19 protein-coding genes are annotated in these 25,621 nt (G+C 51.0%); 14 read left to right on the forward strand and 5 right to left on the reverse strand.

All coding sequences use genetic code 11. The features are described 5' to 3' along the window. Positions 1-11 precede the first annotated feature (11 nt). Entirely contained in the window at positions 12-1,958 is a 1,947-nt protein-coding gene (locus I8U19_RS11060) for a BglG family transcription antiterminator (protein WP_198055933.1), read from the reverse strand. 630 nt (positions 1,959-2,588) lie between these two features. Between I8U19_RS11060 and I8U19_RS11065 the strand changes: the two genes are divergently transcribed. Then, positions 2,589-3,272, forward strand: coding sequence for a TerC family protein (locus I8U19_RS11065; protein ID WP_198055934.1), 684 nt, complete (start codon positions 2,589-2,591; stop codon positions 3,270-3,272). Between the two features lie 4 nt (positions 3,273-3,276). Here I8U19_RS11065 and I8U19_RS11070 read toward each other — a convergent pair whose 3' ends face one another. Both I8U19_RS11070 and betB read right to left on the reverse strand, forming a co-directional pair. Then, positions 3,277-4,470, reverse strand: a complete 1,194-nt coding sequence (locus I8U19_RS11070; RefSeq protein WP_198055977.1) for a choline dehydrogenase — start codon at positions 4,468-4,470, stop codon at positions 3,277-3,279. Between the two features lie 30 nt (positions 4,471-4,500). Continuing rightward, a complete protein-coding gene (gene betB / locus I8U19_RS11075; RefSeq protein ID WP_198055978.1) occupies positions 4,501-5,958 on the reverse strand; it encodes a betaine-aldehyde dehydrogenase in 1,458 nt (485 codons plus the stop codon). 379 nt (positions 5,959-6,337) lie between these two features. On the opposite strand from betB, the gene cudC reads away from it, so the two are divergent. Continuing rightward, a complete protein-coding gene (gene cudC / locus I8U19_RS11080; RefSeq protein ID WP_052153974.1) occupies positions 6,338-6,886 on the forward strand; it encodes a choline uptake/conversion transcriptional regulator CudC in 549 nt (182 codons plus the stop codon). Positions 6,887-7,054: 168 nt separating this feature from the next. Here cudC and I8U19_RS11085 read toward each other — a convergent pair whose 3' ends face one another. Beyond that, positions 7,055-7,921 carry a polysaccharide deacetylase family protein gene (locus I8U19_RS11085; RefSeq protein ID WP_198055935.1) on the reverse strand — a complete coding sequence of 289 codons (867 nt, stop codon included), beginning with the start codon at positions 7,919-7,921 and terminating at the stop codon, positions 7,055-7,057. A 25-nt stretch (positions 7,922-7,946) separates the two neighbouring features. After that, entirely contained in the window at positions 7,947-8,906 is a 960-nt protein-coding gene (corA, locus tag I8U19_RS11090) for a magnesium/cobalt transporter CorA (protein WP_052153976.1), read from the reverse strand. A gap of 290 nt (positions 8,907-9,196) precedes the next feature. On the opposite strand from corA, the gene I8U19_RS11095 reads away from it, so the two are divergent. From I8U19_RS11095 to I8U19_RS11150, 12 genes are all read left to right on the forward strand, one after another. Beyond that, positions 9,197-10,021: a DUF6612 family protein gene (locus I8U19_RS11095; protein WP_033099797.1), complete on the forward strand. Its 825-nt coding sequence runs from the start codon at positions 9,197-9,199 to the stop codon at positions 10,019-10,021. 234 nt (positions 10,022-10,255) lie between these two features. Further along, positions 10,256-11,518, forward strand: a complete 1,263-nt coding sequence (locus I8U19_RS11100; RefSeq protein ID WP_198055936.1) for an argininosuccinate synthase — start codon at positions 10,256-10,258, stop codon at positions 11,516-11,518. Then, positions 11,460-12,863: an argininosuccinate lyase gene (argH, locus tag I8U19_RS11105; RefSeq protein WP_033099799.1), complete on the forward strand. Its 1,404-nt coding sequence runs from the start codon at positions 11,460-11,462 to the stop codon at positions 12,861-12,863. Before I8U19_RS11100 ends, argH begins: the two co-directional genes overlap by 59 nt. A 291-nt stretch (positions 12,864-13,154) precedes the next feature. Next, entirely contained in the window at positions 13,155-13,841 is a 687-nt protein-coding gene (gene ftsE / locus I8U19_RS11110; protein ID WP_033099872.1) for a cell division ATP-binding protein FtsE, read from the forward strand. After that, entirely contained in the window at positions 13,831-14,739 is a 909-nt protein-coding gene (gene ftsX / locus I8U19_RS11115; RefSeq protein ID WP_033099800.1) for a permease-like cell division protein FtsX, read from the forward strand. The genes ftsE and ftsX overlap by 11 nt, the downstream gene beginning before the upstream one ends. Positions 14,740-14,765: 26 nt before the next feature. Next, on the forward strand, positions 14,766-15,920 hold the full coding sequence (locus I8U19_RS17665) for a murein hydrolase activator EnvC family protein (RefSeq protein WP_198055937.1): 1,155 nt from the start codon (positions 14,766-14,768) through the stop codon (positions 15,918-15,920). A gap of 224 nt (positions 15,921-16,144) precedes the next feature. Next, positions 16,145-17,236, forward strand: a complete 1,092-nt coding sequence (locus I8U19_RS11125; protein ID WP_081943700.1) for a murein hydrolase activator EnvC family protein — start codon at positions 16,145-16,147, stop codon at positions 17,234-17,236. Between the two features lie 137 nt (positions 17,237-17,373). Next, positions 17,374-18,849 (forward strand): S41 family peptidase, encoded by a 1,476-nt coding sequence (locus I8U19_RS11130; RefSeq protein ID WP_370589198.1) that lies wholly within the window; start codon positions 17,374-17,376, stop codon positions 18,847-18,849. 215 nt (positions 18,850-19,064) lie between these two features. After that, positions 19,065-20,174, forward strand: coding sequence for a PDZ domain-containing protein (locus I8U19_RS17670; protein ID WP_152568474.1), 1,110 nt, complete (start codon positions 19,065-19,067; stop codon positions 20,172-20,174). A gap of 209 nt (positions 20,175-20,383) precedes the next feature. Then, positions 20,384-22,363, forward strand: a complete 1,980-nt coding sequence (uvrB, locus tag I8U19_RS11140; RefSeq protein WP_198055938.1) for an excinuclease ABC subunit UvrB — start codon at positions 20,384-20,386, stop codon at positions 22,361-22,363. A gap of 6 nt (positions 22,364-22,369) precedes the next feature. Next, positions 22,370-25,252, forward strand: coding sequence for an excinuclease ABC subunit UvrA (uvrA, locus tag I8U19_RS11145; RefSeq protein ID WP_033099804.1), 2,883 nt, complete (start codon positions 22,370-22,372; stop codon positions 25,250-25,252). A gap of 88 nt (positions 25,253-25,340) precedes the next feature. Next, positions 25,341-25,535 (forward strand): alpha/beta-type small acid-soluble spore protein, encoded by a 195-nt coding sequence (locus I8U19_RS11150; protein ID WP_033099805.1) that lies wholly within the window; start codon positions 25,341-25,343, stop codon positions 25,533-25,535. Positions 25,536-25,621 lie beyond the last annotated feature (86 nt).

The following is a 25,621-nucleotide window of genomic DNA, read 5'->3' on the forward strand; positions in this document are numbered from 1 at the left end:
CCTCCTGATGTTTACAGATGCTCTAAAAATTGCCCGACTGAATCTGCCTTGCGCAAACGGTTTAAAAGAGGCGGGTTTTCGACCAGCTCGGCCAGCTCGGCAAACATGCGCTCCGCCTTTTCTTTCTCCGCCCATTTCAATGCCGGCATAAAGATGAGAAAAACATGATTGCCATTCCAATCGATGGGCTCCTTTAACCGGGCGACGGCCACTGCCGGTTTTTGGATATAGTCGCACAAACCATGGGGGATCGACACACCCCCGCCGATACAGGTGCTGGAGAGTTGTTCCCGTGCCAGGGCGCTTTCTGCATAACCCTGATGCACATACCCTTGTTTTTGCAGTTCGTCGGCCAACAGTTCAATCACCTGATTTGGCGTGTTTGCTTCCAGATCGAGCCGGATCAGTTCAGGCTTGAGGAGCTTGCGCAAAACCGGATAGCGGCGCTGATCGTTTTCCTGATCGGACAGTTTTTTCAGCTCTGTTTCCAGGATTGCGCGGTCGTATTCGGTAAATAAGGGTGTCACGCAAACCGTCGGCAGGAGCGCATTTGTCAGCGGCACGGTGCTGATCAGCAGATCGGGGCCGTGTTCTGCGATCGCTTTTGGCAATCCCTTGATGGAAACGGTATCAAGAAGATGCAAATCCGGAAAGATGCGCCTGATTTTTGCCGCCAGAAGCTGGGAGGTGCCGATGCCGGTTGTGCAGATAAGAAGCGCTTTCATTATTTTCGTTCGCTTTTGTTTCCCTTTAAAGCGTTCGAGCGCTGCCTGAAAATGCAGAGTGAGATATCCGATTTCATCTTCGGGGATGGATTTCCCGAATTCAGCGGCCAGTGGGTTGGCGGCAAAGACAAGCGTTTCAAACATATAACGGTACGTGCGTTTGATTTCATCCAGAATCGGATTGGTCAGGCTCAGGCGATGCCGAATCCGGTGAAGGGCGGCATGCATATGGATGGCCAAACCAATCCACAGATCCTGATCGGCTGAGAGGGGCAGTTGGACGAGCTCCTCTACTTTGCGGATCAGTTTCCCGGCCATTTCCATCGTTTCCGGGCCCAGCTTGGCCAAGGTGTTTTCGAAAGAGTCGCCTTTTTCCAATGAAGTGTAGTGGAGTTTGGCTCCGAGCAGATGTAACGCCATGTAGCCGATCTCCGCTTCCGGGATGCGAACGGCCAACTTCTGTTCAATGGCCTTCGCCAGCCGGACCGCGAGCGGATATTCATTGCGCTGTTTCAAATCGGTCAATTCTTCCGCCGATAATTGGACGATTTTGCCGAGTTTGATCCGTTTGACGGCGATGGCCAGATGGGCGGCCAAACGGGCGACAGCTTCATCTGTAAAGGAGAAATCTGCGGAACGCTCCAGGGTGCGGATCATCTCTGTGATCAGGGCTTCATCGTAGCCCCTGCCCTGCCCGTGCGGAAATCCTCGCAGTTCCTCCGCATCCAATTTGGCCATTGCTGTACGGCGACTCCGCTCATCCCCTTCCACTTTTAACCCGCAGTTGGGTTTGCGGATCAATTGCAGCCGGAAAGATGACAAGTATTTTTCCACCTCGGCAAGGTCATGGCTGATCGTCGCTTTGCTCACATAAAACAGGTCGGCCAGTTGTGCGGCGGTGACATAGCCGTCACTCTCCAGCAACGTTTGAAGGATCAGGATTTTGCGATTTTGCGGGTTGAAAGAAGAGGATGGGAAAGATCCTTCCGCATTCTCGGATAGCGCTTTCAAAATTGCCTGCCGCCGGTGTGAAGGGGCTTCCAGCAAAATCCCCATTCCGGGCTGCCGGATGAGGCGGACATCAGAGAAGGATTGCAGCCATTCATCCAGCCATTTGAGATCAGTGCGAACTGTTTTTTCCGAGACGCCCAGTTCACCGGCAAATTGTTCGGTTGTAGCAAATGTTTCAGTTGCGAGCAAAGATAAGAGTAATCTTTTTTTTCGTTCTTCCATTCATTTCACCACCGGTAGGGAAGGACGGTCACGACGTTCTGTAATTCTGATTATAAATGGTTGTTTCTGTTTAAAGAGCAAATTTATTTCCGGAAGCTTGCGGAAACGTGTAAACAATGGCTGCACTGAAAGAATACGAAGAGACTGCCAAGTCCATGTTGAAGCAGAATTGAGTTTCCAAAAGAAGTGAAAAGCGGAACCGGGGGTCTTTTTCCTCTGCCGGGGCTGGGAGCGGGAATCGCGCATGGATTTGATGCCGGTTGTATGGGGCGTCAACGCAAGTGAGTGGGTCTGGCAAAGGAGTACGGAAACAATGGGACCTGATCTTGGGGTTTGCCGTGGATGGCATGTTGACCAGTTTGTTACAAAAGCCGGAACCTGCGCCATACCAGGGTGCAAGCCGGTTGACGGAAGCAAACGACCTTTTGTATGATAGGTTAGAACATGACAAGCGGATAAATCGTACCCACTCAAGCTAAAGGGGAGTAGCTGTTACAGCAAAGTCGTCATTACGGGCGGAAGGCCCCGGCTTTGTTGGCAACGCGACGTTGTTGGCAAGACCTTTACTTTTTCGGTAAAAGTAAAGGTCTTTTCTATTTTTTGGGACTGAAAACGAAGGGGAGGATTCCGGTGGAATGGTTATCAATGGAATTTTTTACTGCGTTGTTGTCGATTGTGGTGATTGACCTCGTTCTGGCGGGGGATAACGCGATTGTGATTGGCCTGGCGGCGCGCAATCTTCCGCGGGAACAGCAAAAGCGCGTGATTTTTCTCGGGACGGCCGGAGCTGTGGTCGTGCGCATTTTGTTCACATTGGCGGTTGTATGGTTGTTGAAGGTTCCCGGGCTGCTGCTCGCGGGCGGTTTGATCCTGTTGTGGATTTCCCTCAAACTGCTGTATGAGGAAAAAGATCATGGCGAAGTCAAAGCAGCCAAGAACATGTGGGCGGCCGTGGGGACGATTGTCGTCGCTGATACCGTGATGGGCTTGGATAATGTATTGGGCGTGGCCGGTGCGGCCCATGACAGTTTTCTGCTGGTCATTTTGGGATTACTGATCAGCGTGCCGATTGTTGTCTGGGGAAGCACTCTGTTTTTAAAAGTGATCGAGCGCTTCCCGTGGATCATTTATCTGGGGTCGGCCGTTCTCGCTTACACGGCTGCCCGCATGATTACTGATGAGAAGTTTATCGCTCCCCTGTTTGAAGACAATCCTCTTGTAAAAATTCTGCTGGAAGGGTTGATTGTCGTCGTGATCCTGATAGTCGGAAAAATACTGAAAGGGGAGCGCAAGAAGGCTGCTGATGCATCATAGCCGATCATGCGGTTTCATCCAGCCCAAAGCAACGGCGGTAAATCCATTTGTATGCATCCAAATCCAAGTCGCGTGGATTGCCGAAGGTTTGTGGATCTTCAAATGCAGCCTTTGCGTAGCGATCGATTTGTTCCGGATCTGCCCCTTGTTGGCGAAGGGTGGGGATATTCAGGTCTCTTACCAGTTTTTCCACTTCGATCACGGCCGCTTTAGCTGCGTCTTCCGTACTCATTCCTTCAACAGTAACGCCGAGTGCCCGGGCGATTCGGGCGTATTTTTCCGGTGCTCCCATCCAGTTGTACTCCATCACGGCGGGCAAGATCGCCGAAACGCATTCTCCGTGCATGACCGGGATCATCCCGCCCAGCGTTTGCGCCATCGCATGGGCAGCACCGGCTGAATCGCTTCCATAGGAAAGACCGGCCAGCATTGCTGCCTGAGCCATGTGATAGCGCGCTTCAAGATCCTGTCCGTTTGCATAAGCGCGGCGAATGTATTTGCCGACATATTCGATCGCCAGCAAGGCGACAGCATCCGTCAATGGTTGGGACTGATTCATCGTATAACATTCAATGGCATGAGATAACGCATCAATCCCGGTGGCTGCGGTAATTCGTTTGGGCATGGACAGATGAAGTTCGGGATCGATCACCGCGAGATGGGCAGGGAGCAAAGGTCCGCCAACATTGAATTTAATCTCACGAACGGGATCTTTGATTACCGCCCATTGGGTCACTTCGCTGCCGGTTCCCGCAGTTGTCGGGATTGTTACCAATGGAGGGATTCGCTTTGTCAGCGATTTTCCTCTTTCCGATGCCTCAAAGTGGATGACCGGTTCACCGTGAACCGCTTCAACTCCGATCGCTTTGGCGGTATCCATCGAACTCCCGCCGCCGACGGCAATCAATCCGTCACATTTTTGCTCAGCAAATGTTTTCGACCCCATGGCGACCAACTCGGTATCCGGTTCCCCGGTGATTTCGTGGAAGACATAAACATCGATTCCGTTCTGTTTTAAATGGGTCTCAATCGGCTTGATGATCCCGGATTGATAGAGGGCGCGATCGGTGACAATCATGGCCTTTTTAATGTTCAGCTGTTTAACTTCTTCCCCGATGTTTTTTGACACACCGATGCCAGAAATCACTTTTGTCGGCATCACAAACGCTTTTTGTTCGAGCATTTGTTCAATTCTCATCATAAAGATCCCCTCCTGAAGAATGTTTGATTAACCAAACCAACGCAGCGGTTGAGGTTGCAAGTTCTTATAGACGTGTTTTTGCTCTGTATATTCTTCCAATCCGGTTTTTCCAAGTTCTCTCCCGATGCCGGACTGTTTGTAGCCGCCCCAGGGAGCCTGAGGGAAATAGGGATGATAATCGTTGATCCAGACCGTCCCCATTCTCAAGGCGCGGCTCACGCGCTCAGCCCGGTTCATGTCTTGTGTCCAAACGGCACCCGCCAGACCGTAAATGGTGTCATTCGCCAGGGAAATCGCCTCTTCTTCGGTTTGAAAGGTTTCAACCGTCAAAATGGGCCCGAACGTTTCTTCTTTCACGATCCGCATATCGCTTGTACAATGGTCAAAAATCGTCGGTTCAATAAAAAATCCACGGGCGAATTCGGGGCCGTCGGGACGTTTCCCGCCTGTAAGCAGCTTGGCGCCTTCCCGGATTCCGATGGCGATGTACTTTTCCACTTTGTCCCGATGTTCAGCTGAGATGAGCGGACCCATTTGCGTATCCGGGTTCAGCCCGCTTCCCAGCCGAATGCGTTTGGCTCGTTCCACCACTGCTTTAACGAACCGGTCATGCCATTTTTCTTCAATCAAAAGCCTGGCGCCCGCAGAGCAAACTTGTCCTGCATGAAAAAAAACGGCATTTAACGCGTAATCGACCGCTGTCTCAAAATCACTGTCGGCAAAGATGATATTGGGATTTTTTCCTCCCAGTTCAAGTGCGATTTTTTTCATGTTCCGCGATGCATCCTTCATGATTTTCCGGCCTGTTTCGATTCCTCCGGTAAAGGAAATCAGATCAACATCTGCTGATTCGGACAGTTCAGCCCCCACGGTTTCACCGGGACCGGTCACAATATTGACCACCCCTTTGGGAATTCCGGCTTTTTCGAGCAACCCGGCCAGTTTCAGCGTGGTTAAAGGGGTGATCTCGCTCGGCTTCAACACCATTGTGCAGCCTGCCGCAAGTGCCGGAGCCAGTTTCCATGATGCCTGCAAGAGCGGATAATTCCAGGGGGTAATCATCCCGCATACCCCGACTGGCTCCCGGACAACCTTGCTTTCGCTGTTTTTCAGGGGGGAATGAAGCATTTCGCCGCCGTCCTTGTCGGCAAGACCGGCATAGTAGTCGAACACGGAGGCGATATCATCCATATCCGCTTCGCTTTCCGCAAGTGTCTTGCCGGTATTTAATGTTTCCAGACGGGCGAATTCATGTTTCTCCTCTCTGATCAGACTGGCAATCCGGCGCAGTTTTTCACCGCGTTCCGGGGCGGGCAGCCGGGGCCATTCTCCTTCGTCAAACGCTTTGCGCGCAGCTTTGATTGCATTTTGCGCATCCGTCCGGTTTCCTTCCGCCACGACGGAAATCACTTCCTGATTGCAGGGGTTGATGATGGACCGGGTTTGGCCGTCTTCTGCATAAACCCACTCGCCGTTAATCCACATCGGTTTCGTTTGCAAAGCATTTCCCTCCTCTCTTAATACAGTTCGTACAGTTTTTTCTGTACAAACTGTACGCTTTTACGATATCATGACTGGTGACCGGCTGCAACCCAGCCCGCTTTCCGTAGAGAAAACATCCATCTTTTGATCGGCAAAACTTTGGGATTAAAGTATGAAAACTCGAAAGGGAAGCCGGGTGCCCCTGACCGGCCATGCCCTTTCACATATTTGACAAACATTTTTCTTGTGGTTAAGATTTGTGAAGTACTTTGCAAGGAAAACCAGGTCGTTCATCAGATGTGTTGATTAACCAAATCGTGAATGCAAACGCGGCTGATTCTGAATAAAACGCAAGAAATTTGATAGAGAAGGAGTGACATATGTGGCGCCGCATTATGAAAAATTGGAAGAAGCCCGCCGCGACTATATCGAATCGCTGGCGGAAACGATGGAAATGTATGGATTGAGCCCCTCGATGGGACGTCTTTTTGGCATCATGTTTTTTCACGAAGAACCGATGACTTTGGATGAGATGCGTCAACTGACAGGGATGAGCAAGACGAGCATGAGCACGGGTGTCCGGGCATTATCCCGGTTAAAACTGGTTCAGAAAAAATGGCAAAAAGGGGTCCGCAAGGATTTGTATCAGGCAGAACAGGACCAGTTTCACTCATTTATTGAATTTTTTGTTTATTTATGGGAGAAGGAGATCGAAATCAATGAAAAAGCGCTGAACTCAACGGAGCAAAAGCTGCGTGATCTGTTGACCGATCCGAAATTGTCTCCGGATGAGGCAGCCCTGGTGGAAAGGGACTTGCAAAAATTGGCCAAATCCAAACAGTATTATGCCTGGCTCCGTGCGTTGGTTCAGGCGTTTAAAAATGGAGACATCTTCGATCTTGTTCCAATCCCGGATGATTCGGCAAAGTGATTATCGGCACAGCCTCAGGATGAAAGAGAAGAAAAACAGGAGGGGAAGGTCTTCACACCCCGGACTGCATCACTTTCATATAAAAAAGCGGTTCCCGTAATTTGAACCGCTTTTCGGATTTGTCACGGCCGTCCACGTCTGGGATGGCCGTTTGTTTTTGGCATTTCGCTAATGTAAATAGTCTTCCAGTTTCACAAAGCGGAAGCCTTTTTTCTTGAGAAGCGGAATGCTTTTGATCACGCCTTCTGCCGTGTCGTGGCTTGGTTGGTTCATGTGCATGATCACGATCGAACCGGGTTTTGCGGTGAGCAGGGCTTGTTCGACCTGACGGGTGTTGTAGGTTGCTCCGGCGTCACCCAGAATATCGTAGTTAACAGGCTTTTCACCCAATCCGTATACCAGTTTGACGGCTACATCGTCATAAAAAGCGGTTCCGGTACGGAAAAATTTCGGCTTGCGCCCGGTAAGTCTGGTGATCAGCTGGTCATTTCCCAAAACTTCGTTGATCACCGCCGCGGCATTTTTGGTTCCCCCGATTCCGTAAGCGCTTCGGCCAGTGACGGATAACGGGCGATGCTCCGTCCCGTGGTTTTCAATTTCAAAGAGAGGGTTATGCGCCAGTTTCATAAAGGTTTGGGGATTTGCCTCAATCCAGCGGCTGTTGATGAACAATGTCGCCGGAATCCGTTCCTTGTTCAGATAATCGATCAGCTCCCGGTCATATCCGTTCCCGTGTTTGCCGCCGCATGCATCAAAGGTGAGGGCGATGACTTTCTCCTTTGTCGGGAGACGGTCGATAATCCCGGGAAAGTGTTCTCCCCACCGATGGGGCGACTCACTCCCGTATCGCTCCAGGAGCGTTTGTTCCAATTGTTCCATCTGTGCGGCAGGTGAGGGTTTTGTGGCGGAAGCCTTTGTTTCATGGGAATGGGTGGGGTCCGTCTTGGCGGCCTCGATGTGGGTCACCGGACCGGAGCAAGCGGTCAGAAGGGTGAGACAAAGTGCGCTTCCCAGACAAATGATGTTTCTCCACATAAGTTGCGTCTCCTCTGGATTCTCTCTAGTCTTCGTTAAACCAGCCTTTTTTCTTAAACCAGATGTACATCAACAAGGCGATCAGCGCCATCAATCCGAGTACGGCGAAATAGCCGTAGTGCCAGTGCAATTCGGGCATATAGTCAAAGTTCATGCCGTAGATGCCGGCGATAAAGGTGAGCGGCATGAAGATGACCGTAATCACGGTCAAAACCATCATGATCGAATTGGTGCGGTATGCATTGAGCGAGAGATAGTTGTCGCGGATGTCCGCCGTCAGTTCCCGGCTCGATTCAATCATGGCGGCCAATTTTTCCAAATGGGCGTAAACGTTTCGGTAATAGGGCCTGTCCTTTGCCGTCAGCGAAACCCGTTCTGAATTGAGAATCCGGTAGAGCAAGTCGCGCATCGGCCAGACTATATGGCGCAGGGACAGCAACTGTCCGCGAATGGTAAATACTTCGTTCATCAGGAAATGGATTTTGGCCGAATGCCGTCTCGTCTTTGCTTCCAATTCATCAATGCGCTCTTCCAACTTTTGCGCAACCGGGAAATACTGGTCGACAACCTTGTCCATCACCTTATATAAGAAGAACGAGATTCCCTTTTTCCTCGTTTCATCGTCGGAGAGCAGGCGCTCCCACAGTTCGTTCAATTCCTCGTGCTCCTGATAGTGAAATGAGACAAGAAAGTTTTCGCCGGTAAACAGAGCAATCTCTTCTGCTGTCCATGTATGGGGGTTTAATTTGTGTATGGTATAAAACATGTAGTTTTCATAGTATTCCAGCTTCGGCCGGGAGAGGCCGTGCAAACACTCTTTCACCGACAGCGGATGGAACGGGAATCGGCTCAGTTGGTGCGCTTCCTCCATCGTCGGGGTGTTAAAATCGACCCAATACCACTGAAAGGAAAGGGATTGGATTTCTTCCGGCGGTATATTTTCCAGCAGTTTCCCGTCCGTGGTATAGACGAGCGTGCGTATCACTTGAATCCCCCCTGGATCCGTGTAATCGAACCTGTTTTCCGTGGAAGTTTGCTGAATGTCGGGCGCAGGAGCACCAATCCCTTTACGGCGTGTCTAACTTCCACTCACGGATGATGGCGACAAATTCCGATCGTTTTTATTATAACCCGCCACCGGGAAAACCCCCTGTTGCAACATTATGAAGGGATATCTAAAATTATCTATTTTTGACATAATTGAAACATACAGAAACATCTATTTATGATATTATCGTACATAGATTATATTTTTATTAATAAAGGAGATAAATGATGAGCAATTTATGGTTACGTGTTTCTAGTATCCTGGTTGCCGGTGCACTCATGGTTAGTGGTTGTTCTGCTTCGGATTCCCCTGATAAACCAAAAGAGCTGACTCCGACTGAAGTCATCGAAAAATCAGTGGAAGCCATGAGTGAAAAAGGCTATACTTACGAAATGAAATTGAAACAAAATACGCAGACCAAAGTGTTTGGGCAACAACAAACGGTCAATATGAATATGGATACCAATGTCGATGTGACCACGCACCCGGTGGCCATGCACACCAAAGGAACGGTGAATGCGAACGGAAGCCCGATTCCGGTTGAAATCTATGTCGCTGATAATGCGATGTATAACCATACACCCCAGGGGTGGACGACGGTTGCCGTTGACACCTCTTCGCTCGATTCTTCCGATGACCCGGCTTCGGGGTTGAAGCAACTGGATAAATGGATTGAACAGTTGGGAGGCAATGTATTGCCCAAGGGCGTATCCGTGAAAAAAGTGGGCGGTTCCTATCTGATGGAGGTTGATTATGCCGCTCTGAAAAGCGATCCCTCTTTTGACAAGATGTTGAAGGATCAGATTGCCGCGGGGATTCAAAGCGGAGGAGGCTTCATCACGATCGACCCGAACCAGATTAAAATTGAAAACTACAAGCAACAAATCTGGATTGATGCAAAAACATTCAAGCAGACGAAACAAGTGGTGGACACAAAAATATCCGCTTCTGATCTGGCGGTCGACCAGCACCTGGAAATGATCCTCAAAGGGGAATTTAACGGGAAAATTACCGTACCGGCCGAAGTGAAGAACAGTGCGAAATCAATGTAAGGAAAAGAAAGACTCCTTTGGTTGAAAGAGGAGTCTTTTTTTGTTGCGGGAACTTCCTCTTCGCATTCGATGGCCAGTTGGTGGAATCCCCGCGCTTTTTTAGGAATGGGAAATATTCGAGATTTTACACTGCCAAAAAACATGAATGTTATCTTTTGCAATTGGGGGTGGATTTTTTGCGCAAGGAATGTATAATAATTCATGAAGATGAATTTTTATTAAGAGGGGATTCGAATGGGAAAACAAAAAGTTGTATTGGCCTATTCGGGCGGTTTAGATACATCGGTTGCGATAAAGTGGCTCTCGGAAAATTACGGATTTGATGTAATTGCGGTCGCGCTGGATGTAGGAGAGGGGAAGGATCTTGATTTTGTCAAACAAAAAGCGCTGAAAGTCGGTGCGGTCAAATCAATCGTTGTCGACGCCAAGGATTTATTCGCCCGGAATTTTCTGATTCCGGCTCTGCAGGCCAATGCCATGTATGAAGGAAAATATCCTTTGGTTTCGGCATTGTCCCGTCCTTTGATCTCCCAGGTGCTGGTGCAGGTGGCCAAGGAGGAAGGGGCGGTTGCCGTGGCGCACGGTTGCACGGGGAAAGGAAATGACCAGGTGCGTTTTGACGTCTCCGTCTCCGCGCTCGCTCCCGAACTGGAAGTGATTGCTCCGGTGCGCGAGTGGGGGATGTCGCGGGAACAGGAAATCGCTTATGCGGAAAAACACGGGATTCCCATCCCGATCGATCTCGATAACCCGTTCAGTATCGACCAAAATCTGTGGGGCAGAAGCTGTGAGTGCGGAGAATTGGAAAACCCGTGGACTGCTCCTCCGGAAGCGGCTTACGAGTGGACCCATCCGCTCGGCAAAACGCCGGATGAGCCGGATGTGATCGAGCTCTCGTTTGAACAAGGGGTTCCGGTGAAACTGGATGGGAAGAGCATGCCTTTCCACGAACTGCTTGCCGTGTTGAACAAGCTGGCCGGAAAACATGGAATCGGGCGGATTGACCATGTGGAAAACCGTTTGGTGGGAATCAAGTCGCGGGAGGTTTACGAAACGCCGGGTGCGACGGTCTTGATCAATGCTCACCGCGAATTGGAACATCTGACGCAAACACGGGACGTGGCGCGGTTTAAGCCAGCCGTTGAGCAAAAATGGGCGGAGTTGGTCTATGACGGCCTCTGGTTCTCCCCTCTGAAAAAAGCGCTGGACGCCTTCATCAAGGAAACGCAGGCGCCTGTTACAGGAACTGTCCGGGTGGTGCTGTTTAAAGGGCAGGCGACTGTGACGGGCAGAACGTCGCCGTATTCCCTCTATAATGAAAAGCTGGCTACTTATACGGATGAGGACTCGTTTGATCACAAAGCAGCCGTTGGTTTTATTAAATTGTGGGGACTGCCTACGCATATTTATGCAAGCGTGCATAAAGAGGAGGGGGAGAATGAAACTCTGGGGCGGACGCTTTACCAAGCCAACCCATCGGTGGGTGGAGGAGTTTAATGCTTCGATCTCGTTTGATCAGGAACTGGCCGAGGAAGATATCCAGGGGAGCATCGCTCATGTGACCATGCTCGGCGCGTGCGGGATTTTGTCCCCGGAAGAGGCGGGGCAAATCATCAAAGGGCTGGAATCGATTTTGGCCAGAGTGCGTTCGGGAGAAGTTGCTTTTTCCGTCGAGCATGAAGATATCCATATGAATATCGAAAAAATCCTGACAGACGAGATCGGTCCTGTCGGGGGCAAGCTGCATACCGGACGGAGCCGCAATGACCAGGTGGCGCTCGATCTGCATCTGTATGTGCGCAAACAGACGATCGAACTGGTGCGCCTGCTGGTGCAGCTGGAGCAGGTGCTGCTGGAGAAGGCGGAACAGCACATCGATACGATTCTCCCCGGGTACACCCACCTGCAGCGGGCTCAACCCGTCAGGCTGGCGCATCATTTGCTCGCCTATGTCAGCATGTTTGAGCGTGACATCGACCGGCTGAAAGACAGCTTCAAACGGGTGAATCTCTGTCCGCTCGGCGCAGGGGCCATCGCCGGCACCACTTTCCCGATCGACCGGAAGATGGTGGCCAATCAGCTCGGATTTGACGGCATTTATGACAACAGTATGGATGCAGTGAGCGATCGCGATTTCCTGGTCGAGTTTCATTCCATTTGTTCCTTGATTATGGTTCATCTGTCCCGGTTGTCCGAAGAGTTGATCTTGTGGGCGAGCGAAGAGTTTAACTATATTGCCTTGGACGATGCCTTTTGCACGGGCAGCAGCATGATGCCGCAAAAGAAAAACCCGGATATTCCCGAACTGGTGCGGGGGAAAACCGGACGTGTCTTTGGTCACTTGATGGCGATGCTGACGACATTGAAGGCCCTACCGCTCACTTACAACAAGGATTTGCAGGAAGACAAAGAGGGGCTGTTTGATACGGTACGGACGCTGACCGGCTCGCTCAGCCTGATGGTGCCCATGATCCAGTCGATGAAGGTAAACCAAAAAAAGATGCGGGAAAATGCCGAATTTGGTTTTGCCAACGCGACCGATCTGGCCGATTACTTGGTGAACAAAGGCATGCCGTTTCGTCAGGCCCATGAAGTGGTGGGAAAACTGGTTCTTTACTGCATTCGGGAAGACAAATATCTGACCGATCTTTCATTGTCGGAGTTTCGTTCCTTTGCCGGGCAGATCAATGAGGATATTTATGATAAAATCGCGTTGGAACAAGTGGTGGAAGCGCGGAAAAGTGAAGGCGGGACGGCAAAAGAACAAGTGATGGCCACGTTGAACAGCAAGAGAAGCGAAATTGCGAAAATAATGGATTGGCTATCCAGTGTTTTCCAATAGTTGCCATTGGGTGACCGCTTTCTTTATGAAACCCTGACTCCTGACAGTTGGGGTTTTTTGTATATTTGAATAAAATTTGATTTTGAAAAATGTATACCTGGGAAAATGAAAGAATGGTGTTATAATAGGGAAGTAGTTTCGGGAGAGGCCGAAAAAAGCGGGATTTTCAGGTTTTTTTAACTTTTGGTGTCCAGATGAAGGATCTGGCCTTTTTTGGTACTATTAAGTAATGTAGGAGAAAAATAGATTAAGAGTGAACGATCATTTATCATGTTTCCTGGGGTGAGTTTCGTGATTGAAATGCATGATGTCTGGAAAGTTTATCCGAATGGAGTGGAAGCTCTCCGTGGCGTTGATGTGCGTATCGACCAAGGGGAGTTCGTCTATATCGTCGGCCCTAGCGGAGCCGGGAAAAGTTCGTTTATCAAACTGATGTACCGTGAAGAAAAACCGACGCATGGCATCGTGCTGATCAACGGCGTGAATGTCAAACGCGTCCGCGACTGGAAAATCCCGCATGTTCGCCGCAAGATCGGCGTCGTTTTTCAGGACTTCAAGTTGCTTCCCAATATGACGGCTTACGAGAATGTCGCGTTTGCCATGGAAGCGGTGGAAACGCCAAAGCGTAAAATCAAGCCCCGTGTGCAGGAAGTGCTGGAACTGGTCGGTTTGAGCGACCGGATGCACGCGTTGCCTTCTCAGTTGTCAGGCGGTGAGCAGCAACGGGTTGCGATTGCGCGGGCGATTGTCAATAATCCCAGCTTTATTATTGCCGACGAGCCGACAGGAAACCTGGACCCGGAAAACTCCTGGGATATCATGTATCTGCTCGAGGAGATCAACAAGTTTGGCACGACCATTGTGATGGCCACCCACAACAAGGAAATTGTGAACACCATGCGCCAGCGGGTCATTGCCATCGAGCAGGGCGTGATCGTGCGCGACGAGTTGGGAGGTGAGTATGGGTATGAAGATTGAGACCATGATGCGACATTTTCGGGAAGCGTACCGCGGGGTGCGGCGAAATTCCTGGATGAGTTTTGCCGCAGTCAGCGCAGTGGCGGTAACGCTGTTCATCTTCGGGCTCTTTTTGATCACTGCCTTTAATGTCCGCTACATGGCAGGAGAACTGGAGAAGCAGGTTGCGATTCGCGCGGCACTCAGCCCGTCGATGACCGGAGCCCAGGAGCGGCAGCTCACAGAGCAGATTCAGCAGCTTCCGGGCGTTAAGAATGCGACGCTGATCCCCAAGAACGTCGGCCTGAGGCAGATGCGCGATGAATGGGGACCGGGAGGAGAACAGCTGTTCAAGGATTTGGACGGAGAAGGGCAAAACCCGCTCCCGGATATCATTACGGTTGAACCGACAGATCCGAAGAATGTCGAAAGCCTGAAGAAACAGATTGAGAATTTCGGCAGTGATAAAATTGAGCGCGTGGAAGCCGGTGAGGGCGTGACGGACAAGTTGCTCAATTTCTCCAGTATGCTGCGCAACATCGTCCTTATTTTCGGATTGGGATTGGCCGTGCTTGCGGCGTTCCTCATTTCCAATACGATTAAGCTGACGATTATCGCCCGCCAGCGGGAAATCGAGATCCAGCGCCTGGTGGGAGCGAGCAACTGGTTTATCCGATGGCCGTTTTTCATTGAGGGGGCCTTCATCGGATTGGTCGGGGCTATTTTCCCGGTTGTGATCGTACTTACCATTTATCAGGTTTTCTATAATGTCCTCGGAGCCGGTGAAGCAGCAGCGATTCTGAAACTGATGCCGGTCGTCTCCCTGGGGATTTATGTCACGATCAGTATTTTTGCACTGGGGGTTGCCATCGGAACGATCGGAAGTATCATTTCCGTTCGACGATTCCTGAAAGTGTAAAAATGATTGATTTGAGGAGGAGCAAGGTGAAGCAAAAACTTGTGGCTGGGATGTTTACTTTTGTGCTGGTTTTTTCTTTAATCCCCCATCCGAACACCTTTGCGAGCGCAAACTCCTCTGAGATCCAACAGAAAAAGGAAGTCATCAAAGAGCGAGATAAACAGATTTTACAGCTGGAAAAAAAGAAGAAACTGGCGCAGCAGGATCAGGCAGCGATTTTAAACCAAATTGAAACAACCAGAAAGCAACTGAACCAACTCGATTTGGAGGTCGCGCAGCTCGAACAGAGTGTGAATGAGGGTCAGGCGCAGGTGGCCAGGTTGAAGGAGCAAGTGGACAAGCGACGGCGGCTATATGTTGAACGGGTGCGCAATTACTACCTGCAAGGGCGCATGTTCTATTTTTCCTTGCTTTTAAATTCTTCGTCATTTGGTCAGTTTTTGGAGCGATATGATATGCTGTCGATGATGAACAGAGCTGACCAAGAGGCGATTGCCGGGCTTACGCGAAAAAAAGCCGAACTGGAAAAGGCGGAACAGAAGCAAAAGGCAATGCTTGCGCAAATGAAGGATAAACAAGAGCGGGCAGAGAATCTTTATGCCAAATTGCAGGCTGACTACCGGGAGCATAAAGAGTTGATTGCCAAGCTGAGCCAAAGTGTGGAGAATTTAGAGGACGTCAATGCAAAAGAGCAGGCAGAATTGAACCGGCTCGTGACCAAGGCGGAGCAGGATGCGGCACGCAAGGAGCAGCAGGGAGCGCGTTCTGCCCATCTCTCCGCCGGTGATGGAAAACTGTTGTGGCCGGTTGCCGGCGGTTTGATCACATCTCCGTACGGGATGCGCTATCACCCGATAAAACATACATACCGCATGCATGAAGGGATGGATATCGGTGCCGATTTGGGTGTGCCGATTCGTGCGGCGGAAGCAGGGGAAGTGATTGAAGCCCGGCCTTCCAACGGATATGGTTACATCATCGTCATCTATCACGGAGACGGTTTGGCCACTCTTTATGCCCACATGTACGAGCAAACGGTCAAGGTTAAAAAGGGAGATGTCGTCAAACGAGGCCAGGTGATCGCCGAAGTGGGAACCAATGGCGATTCCACCGCGCCACATCTCCACTTTGAGGTTCATGTGGATGGAAAAACCGTCAACCCTGCGCCGTATCTGAAATAGGTTCCAATGGGGGAAGGGCGAGGGACGATCCCGTTGCAGTTTTTCGCGGTGGGGTCGGCTCTTCATTTTTTTGGTTTAGTTGATGAGATGAAAGAAATCGTTGCTCCCTGATGCGGGATTTGTAGCTTTTCAGCGGTTTTTCGCGTTTGGTCTTTTGGGAAGGGACGACGGGGAACGCAGAAACCCTTTGCAGGAACAGCTCGATATGGGAGGCGCTTCAAACGATGAAGAGGAGATGGTTGGCATTTACGCTGGCGGCAGCGTTGGCGGTCACCGGCGTTCCGGTCTCTGAAACACACGCGGAAGTATCATCGGCAACGAGACAAAAAATTGACGAAATCCGAAAACAGAAGCAGTCCGTTTTGGAAGAGAAGAATCAAATTAATGAAAATATATCGAAGCAACAACAAATAATGGAAAACGCAAAGAAGAAAATCGAGGAAATCCAAAAAGAAGCGGACCCGATTGAGGAAAGATATCAGGAGAAATTAAAGGAAAAAGAGGAAGTTGACCAAAAATTTAAGGCTCGTATCCGCGTTTTGTATATGCAAGGGGAGACCAATTACCTGGCCCAGCTTCTCTCGGCCAATTCGTTTAACCAATTCTTAAAACGGTTTGAGGTAGTCCGGTTGATCGCCGAGCGTGATTATGAACTGGTGGCGGAGCGGCAGAAAGTGCTGAACGATGTGCTGCGCGAGAAAGCCAAATTGGATGAAAAGATCAAGGAGCAAAACAAATACATTGAACAGGCAAATAAAGCTTATCAATCGTTGATGGCGCAACTGAACAAGACGAACTCACAATTGTCCAAGGTTGAAGCGATGGAAGATGATTATGAAGATGAAATCATCAAAATCAACTTGGCGGATTGGAAGGCAGGAAAACTGCATTTCCCGTGGACAGGTCCGCTGAGAAAACCGGTCAACGGGCCGGTCACATCCACTTTCGGCTGGCGTGTTCACCCGATTTTCCATACGAAAAAGCTTCATGAAGGAATGGATTTTGGCGGGAGCCTGGGGACACCGATCTATGCCGCGGCCGATGGCGTGGTTGTATCAAGCCGCCCCTCTTACGGGTATGGATGGCTGATCACGATTTATCACGGGGATTATCACGGCAAGCCCTTCTTTACCCGTTACGCGCACAGCTACCCGTATCAGGTGAAAGTGAAAGTGGGTGAAGAGGTAAAAGCCGGACAACAGATCACCTCCATGGGCAGCAACGGGAACTCCACCGGACCCCATTTGCACTTTGAAGTGCGGATCGGTTACGGGGACAGACCACAACCGTATAATCCAATGGATTATATGAAGTAACACGGATGGAGCGGTCGGTCGGACTGCTCCATTCTGCCAAGGGGCAGTATTTTTGATGACTATTTTCACATGTCAAATCATAAGTTGGAAATGTACAAGGCTCCGGGCAAACTATCTGTCTCAAGAGCGGCCAAAAGGTGGTGTTTACAATATTCAGAGGTAGAACGGTTGCGATCATCGTCGTTGTCGCCATGATTTTCAGCAGTTTGGGAACCGTGCTCGTGGTAGGGGACGGCGGGCTGCTCGATCAATGGAAAGCAGGGGCTTTGTTCTCAAGCGACCTGGCTCGGCAGGAAGCGGCTTTTGATGCCCATTCCGACAAATTGAAACAAGCCTTTGCCTTCATCAAGGCCAACTATGTTCACAATGTCAGCGACCAGAAGCTAATCGACGGCGCGATCTCCGGAATGGTCAATTCGCTGGGAGATCCGTTTTCCACTTATATGAGCCCGGATCAGGCCTCTCAATTCCAGGAAGATCTGAAGTCCAAATTTACCGGGATCGGTGCAGAAGTCACGATGAAAAACGGGCGCCTGACCATTGTATCACCGATTAAGGGCTCACCTGCGGAAAAAGCGGGATTGCGCCCGGAAGATCAAGTGATCAAGGTGAACGGGCAAAGCCTGGAAGGAATGGACATCAACGAGGCGGTTGGCAAAATTCGCGGCCCCAAAGGAACCAAAGCGGTATTGGACATCATGCGGCCCGGTGTGCATGATCTTATTCACATCACGGTGGTACGCGATGAAATCGCCATGGAGACCGTAGAAGGCAAGATATTGCAAGACCGGATCGGGCGCATTACCATCAACCAGTTTTCCGAGGACACCGCAAAAGAGTTTCACAAAACCCTGGCCGGCCTGGAAAAACAGGGGATGAAAGGTTTGATCATCGATGTTCGCGGGAATCCTGGCGGAATTTTGCCGGTCGTGCTCGATATTCTGGATGAACTGGTTCCTCATCATTCGGTGGTGCTGATGACCGAAGACCGAAACGGGAACAAGACGAAATTCACTTCCAAGCTGGATCAGCCCAAACCGTACCCGATCGCTGTGCTCATCGACGGAGGGAGCGCCAGCGCTTCGGAGATTCTGGCTGCCGGATTGAAAGAATCGGCCGGTGCCACCCTGATCGGCGAGCGGTCCTATGGCAAAGGAACCGTGCAAACGACGCAGGATTTCAAGGACGGCAGCAACATTAAGATGACGATTGCCAAATGGTTGACACCAAAAGGGAACTGGATCGATCAACATGGCGGCAGTAAGGGGATCCAGCCGGACGTGCCGGTTTCGCTGCCGGATTATGCGCAGGCGATTCCGCCACAGCCGTCAAAGCCGTTAAAACGGGATGACAACTCCGGTGATGTGAAAAACATGCAGATGATCCTCGATGCACTGGGTTACAATCCGGGACGGCAGGATGGCTATTTTGACGGCCGTACCGAACAGGCGGTCAGGGAGTTCCAGGAGACGAAAAATCTTCCGGTCACCGGACAGTTTGACCGGAAAACCGCCGATCAGCTCCGTTCAGCGTTTATCGACTTCCTGCAGGACCCCAAAAATGACGTTCCGTTGCAAGTGGCGATTGAATGGATGAAGAAAAAAATGAAATAAAGGGATTTTCCCTCTGAATGTAGAAATAACCCCAATAATTTCCGTTGGGGTTATTTTTTATTTGAAGGCAGGCGTATTGAATTGCATGGTTGGAAAGCAGTAATCCCTCTGTTTAAGTCCAGTATTTGTGGCTGAGAAACATGCCTGATTTGGAGGAATGAAAGTTGGGTTTGTTGTGGAAGGCCCCACTTCCGTTCTTATGGGAGTGGTTTTCTGTGTTTTGGCATCCCGCCTATCTGTCGTCCGTCTGTTATTCGCTTGCTTATGCAGCCTGGCTGAAACATTATGAACAAAAGCGGTTTGGTTGTACTCTGAAGTCCCCAACATCCCTTTTTTTCCGGACTTTGTTCCTGGGGGCCGGTGCCGGTCTGTTCGTTTCGTTTTGTCTGCTTGTGTCTGACTGGGGAATTGGAGAGGAAGAATGGCTTTTCGTTCTCGGGTGTATGGCTTTGCTGGCGATTGCCGGATTTCGTTTCGTTTGCCTGGCTTATTCCGTCGGGCTGCTCTCCCTGGCCAGCCTTTTTTTGCGAATATTCCCTCTTCCGCCTGTCGGGGCTCCGTGGAATCAACTGATCGGCCATTTGCAGCATTTTTCCATCGGCTACTGGCTTTGGCTGGTCGGGATTCTCCATCTGTTGGAATGGTTCCTGATCCGGCTGGACGGGGCTTATGGTGCTTATCCGATCATTGCCGAACGAGCCGGCGGGCAAGAGGTGAACGGGCTGATGCTGCAACAGGGATGGCCGGTTCCCCTGCTTCTTTTTCATCAAGCCCATCCGTTTGCCCTGCCTGTTTTTCTGTCCTTCAGCAGCGTCACTCTCTCCAAACCGCTGAAACAGCAAAAACGGCTGGTTTCCACCTTGACTCTTCTTTATGGCCTCGGACTGTGCGCCATTTTGGGCCTGATGCGCGTTTGGGATGGAGCGGTCTGGATTGCCGCTGCCTTTGCGCTCATGGCCCATGAAATGATTTATCAATGGGGGAGGATGGCTGAAAAGCGAAGGGAACCGATATACGTTTCCGATCAGAAGGGGATGAAGGTGCTGGCAGTGGTTCCCGGGTCGCCGGCAGCTGAGATGGGATTGAAAAGAGGGGATATCATCCAGCGGTTTAATGGCAGCCGCATCCGGACAATGGAGGATTTGATCCGCTGTTCGGAAAATGCCACTTTTTGCAAACTGGAAGTGCTCGATGAGCGGAACGACCACCATATTATGCAGAAAGTTTTGTATGAAGACGATCCCCGGCACTTGGGCGTGGTCGGAGCCATTCCCGACCCGGAGGCGGAACCGATCGAAGAGTATAAAACGCTTTCCTCTCCCTGAAACTTCCCGAATTACATGCAAATCAGCACGCCTGTTTGAAAGTTTATCTTGAACCTCTGCTGCACGGGGTTCTTTTTTTTCGCAGAAGGGAATCCTTGAGGCAGGAACCTGAGGCGTATAACGGAGGAACAGCACAAGTCACAGAACTTACGTTCTCTTTATGTCAACCGATATGATATAATACGAAGAGTGGAAAAGAGGTGAATCGGATGGAAAGGAAATTTGAGATCGTTTCTGAGTTTCAGCCTCAAGGAGATCAGCCGCAGGCCATTGATCAATTGGTAAAAGGCATCCGGGAGGGAAAGAGGTTTCAAACCCTGCTGGGTGCGACGGGTACAGGAAAAACGTTTACGATTGCGCAGACCATTGCGCGTGTAAATAAACCGACTTTGGTGATTGCTCACAACAAGACGCTGGCGGCCCAGCTGTGCGGGGAGCTGAAGGAGTTTTTCCCGCATAACGCCGTTGAGTATTTTGTCAGCTATTATGATTATTATCAACCGGAAGCGTACGTTCCGGCGACGGACACGTATATCGAAAAAGATGCCTCGATTAACGATGAGATTGACAAGCTGCGCCACTCCGCTACCAGCGCGCTGTTTGAGCGTCGCGATGTGATTATCGTTTCGAGTGTTTCCTGCATTTATGGTTTGGGTTCACCGGAGGAATACCGCGACCTTGTTCTCTCTTTGCGCGTCGGTATGGAACGGGATCGGAACGAGATTTTGCGCAAACTGGTCGATATCCAGTATCAGCGCAATGATTTGAACTTCACCCGCGGGACCTTTCGTGTGCGCGGGGATGTGGTGGAGATCTTCCCTGTTTCCCGGAGTGAGCAGGCGGTCAGGGTCGAATTTTTTGGTGATGAGATTGAACGGATTCGTGAAATCGATGTCCTGACCGGGGAAATTCTCGGGGAACGCGAGCATGTGGCCATCTTTCCGGCCTCTCACTATGTGACAAGTTCCGGTGTGATGGACCGGGCGCTCAGGGATATCGAGGCGGAACTGGAAGAACGGTTGAAAGAGCTGAGGGATCAGGGCAAGCTGCTGGAGGCGCAGCGCCTTGAACAACGGACACGTTACGATATGGAAATGATGCGGGAAGTCGGTTTCTGTTCCGGCATCGAAAACTATTCACGTCACCTGGTCGGGAAGAAGCCGGGCGAACCGCCGTATACCTTGCTTGACTTTTTCCCCGATGATTATTTGATGATCGTCGATGAGTCCCATGTGACAATTCCCCAGATTCGCGCAATGTACAACGGGGATCAGGCGCGGAAAGATGTCCTGGTGGAGCACGGATTCCGCCTCCCGTCCGCCAAGGATAACCGCCCGCTCAAATTTGAGGAATACGAGGACAAGATCAACCAGATCATTTTTGTTTCGGCCACGCCCGGACCTTATGAGCTGGAGAAAGCGCCGGAAGTGGTTGAACAGATTATCCGCCCCACCGGTCTGGTTGATCCGCAAATTCACATTCATCCCATCCAGGGACAGATCGACCACTTGATCGGGGAAATTCAAAAGAGGATCCAACGGAACGAGCGGGTTCTGGTTACCACCCTGACCAAAAAAATGGCGGAGGATTTGACGGATTACCTGAAGGAAATGGGGATTCGGGTGCGCTATTTGCATTCGGATATCAAAACGATTGAACGGATGCAGATTTTGCGTGACTTGCGCCTGGGTGAATTTGATGTATTGATCGGCATTAACTTGCTTCGGGAAGGATTGGACTTGCCGGAAGTTTCCCTGGTCGCCATTCTCGATGCCGATAAGGAAGGATTCCTCCGTTCGGAACGCTCCCTGATCCAGACGATCGGGCGGGCGGCACGGAACGCCAACGGAGAAGTGATCATGTACGCCGATACGATTACCGACTCGATGAAAAAAGCCATCGATGAGACGGAACGCCGGCGCAAAATCCAGATGGAATACAACCGGAAACACGGCATCGTGCCGCAGACGATCCGCAAGAAAGTGCATGAGATCATCGAAGCGACCAAAGTGGCGGAACAGCCGGCGGAATACGAAGCAAACAAAAAGGCGAAGGCATTGACGAAAAAAGAACGGATCAAGCTGATCGAATCTCTGGAGAAAGAGATGAAAAGTGCGGCCAAGGAACTCAATTTCGAGCGTGCAGCTGAATTGCGTGATCTGATCCTGGAACTGAAAGCGGAGGGTTAAAGGCAGATGGCACATGAGAATATCGTAATCCGCGGTGCGCGGGTGCACAATTTAAAGAATATCGACGTGACGATTCCGCGGGATCAGTTTGTCGTTGTGACCGGACTCAGCGGTTCCGGCAAATCATCCCTCGCTTTTGACACCATCTATGCGGAAGGGCAGCGACGTTATGTCGAGTCGCTGTCCGCCTATGCCCGCCAGTTTCTCGGCCAGATGGATAAACCGGATGTGGATGCGATCGAAGGCCTGTCGCCGGCGATTTCGATCGATCAGAAGACGACCAGCCGCAACCCGCGTTCTACCGTGGGAACAGTGACGGAAATCTACGATTACCTGCGGTTGCTGTTTGCGCGGGTGGGACACGCTTATTGTCCCGAACACGGAATTGAGATCACGTCACAAACGGTCCAGCAAATGGTTGACCGCGTGATGGAGCTTCCGGAGCGGACGCGCATCCAGATTTTGTCTCCTTTGGTGAAAGGACGAAAAGGAGAACATGTCAAGCTGTTGAAAGAGATTGCCGCTCAGGGCTATGTGCGCGTGCGGATCGACGGCGAGATGATGGAATTGTCCGATGAGATCAAGCTGGAGAAAAATAAAAAGCACACGATCGAAGTGGTCGTCGATCGGATTGTGGTGAAACCGGGAGTGGAAACGCGGCTGACCGATTCGGTGGAAATCGCCCTTTCACTGAGCGGCGGCGAGGTGCTTGTTGATGTGATCGGTGGTGAGGAATTGATGTTTAGTTCCAACCTGGCTTGTCCGGAGTGCGGATTCAGTTTGGATGAACTGTCGCCGCGCATGTTTTCCTTTAACAGTCCGTTTGGTGCCTGTCCCACCTGTGACGGTTTGGGCAGTCATATGGAAATCGACCCTGATCTGGTCGTTCCCGATCCGTCCCTTTCCCTGGCAGAAGGGGCGATTGAACCGTGGGCTTCATCCAGCAGCAACTACTATCCGCAGCTTTTGAAAGCAGTGTGTGACCATTTTCAAATCGATATCAACAAACCCTTCAAAGAGCTCAGCCCGAAGGAGAAGGATCTGATCCTTCACGGTTCCAAGGAGCGGTTTCCGTTTCGCTATACCAATGACATGGGCTTCACCAGGGAAGCGCACACCTTGTTTGAAGGAGTTGTTAATAATTTAAATCGCCGCTATCGCGAAACCGGATCGGAACTGATCCGCGAACAGATCGAAACCTATATGACGACCAAGGCCTGCAAGACATGCAAAGGAGCTCGATTGAAGCGGGAAGTGCTTCATGTGCTCGTCGGCGGTAAAAATATCGATTATGTGACCAGACTGTCAATCAAAGAAGCACTCGCCTTTTTTGAGAATCTTGAGCTGAGCGAGAAAGAGATGCAAATCGCCCGGCTGGTGTTGAAAGAGATTCGGGAGCGCCTCGGATTTCTGGTGAATGTCGGCCTGGATTACCTCACCCTGAACCGGGCCGCCGGCACCCTGTCAGGAGGGGAAGCGCAGCGGATTCGCCTCGCCACGCAGATCGGTTCCAGCCTGATGGGAGTGCTCTACATCCTGGATGAGCCGAGTATCGGATTGCACCAGCGGGACAATAGCCGGCTCATCGCCACCTTGGAAAAGATGCGGGATTTGGGAAACACCTTGATCGTGGTGGAGCACGATGAAGATACGATGCTCGCCTGCGACTATATCATCGATATCGGACCGGGTGCCGGAGCGCATGGCGGACAGGTGGTTGCCGCCGGAACGCCGCAGGAGATTATGAACCATGAGCGTTCGTTAACGGGACAATATTTGAGCGGACGCAAATTTATTCCCGTTCCTGAAGAGCGCCGCAAGCCGAACGGCAAATGGGTGAAAGTCGTGGGGGCGCAGGAAAACAACCTGAAGAACATCAGTGTGAAATTCCCGCTCGGGGTGTTTACCTGCGTGACCGGCGTCTCCGGTTCCGGGAAAAGCACCCTGGTCAACGAAATCCTGTTAAAGGCGCTGGCTCGTCAGCTAAACAAAGCCAAAACCATTCCCGGGAAGCATAAGAAAATTGAAGGGGCTGATCATCTGGACAAGGTGATCAGCATCGACCAATCGCCGATCGGGCGTACGCCGCGAAGCAATCCGGCCACCTATACCGGGGTGTTTGACGATATTCGCGAAGTTTTTGCTTCCACGCAGGAGGCAAAAGTACGCGGCTATCAAAAGGGCCGGTTCAGTTTCAATGTGAAGGGCGGCCGCTGTGAAGCATGCCGTGGCGACGGCATTATCAAAATCGAGATGCACTTCCTTCCCGATGTTTATGTACCTTGCGAGCAGTGCAAAGGGAAACGGTATAATCGCGATACCCTTGAAATTAAATACAAAGGGAAAAACGTGGCCGATGTCCTTGAGATGACGGTGGAGGAGGCGCTTGACTTTTTTCAGAACATCCCGCGCATCAAACGCAAATTGCAAACCCTCTATGATGTGGGACTCGGCTATATGAAGCTGGGGCAGCCGGCCACCACGCTGTCGGGCGGGGAAGCGCAGCGGGTCAAGCTCGCTTCGGAATTGCACAAGCGGAGTACAGGACGCACCCTGTATGTGCTGGATGAGCCGACGACCGGCCTCCATATTGATGATATCGCCCGTCTTCTTCGGGTGCTGGACAGATTGGTCGAAAACGGGGATACCGTTCTTGTGATTGAACACAATCTCGATGTGATCAAGACCGCCGATTATATTGTTGACATGGGTCCAGAAGGCGGAAGCGGAGGAGGGACTGTGGTTGCTGCCGGAACACCCGAACAGGTGGCCGAGACGAGCGGTTCGTATACCGGACAGTTCCTCGCCCCGATTTTGCAGCGGGATCGCGAGCGCATGAAGCAGAAGATGAAGCAAATCGAAGCGGAGATGGCGGAGACAACAAGGTAGCAGAAGAAACAATAAATGCGTGGCCGATTGCACAAACTAACTGAAGCAAGACGATCTTTCACCATCCGATTCAAGGGGAGTGAGGAATTTGGCAAACAGGAACAAGCTGCTTGTACCAGGTGCCCGAGCTTCACTGAACCAGATGAAAGAGGAGATCGCTCGAGAACAACAGGTAGAGTTGGGAGCGGATACCTCGGCCCGGGCCAATGGCTCGGTCGGTGGTGAAATGACCAAACGTCTTGTGGCAATGGCGCAACAACAGATGATGAAGCGTCAGCAATAAAAAAAGGGGGGATGATGCCCCCCCTTTTTTTATACCTTTGCGAATGACTGACGGGATTTTATCAGAATGGTATCATCCCTTTGAAA

This window comes from Thermoactinomyces sp. CICC 10523 (assembly GCF_016055105.1).
In the GTDB taxonomy this organism is placed as follows: domain Bacteria; phylum Bacillota; class Bacilli; order Thermoactinomycetales; family Thermoactinomycetaceae; genus Thermoactinomyces_A; species Thermoactinomyces_A daqus.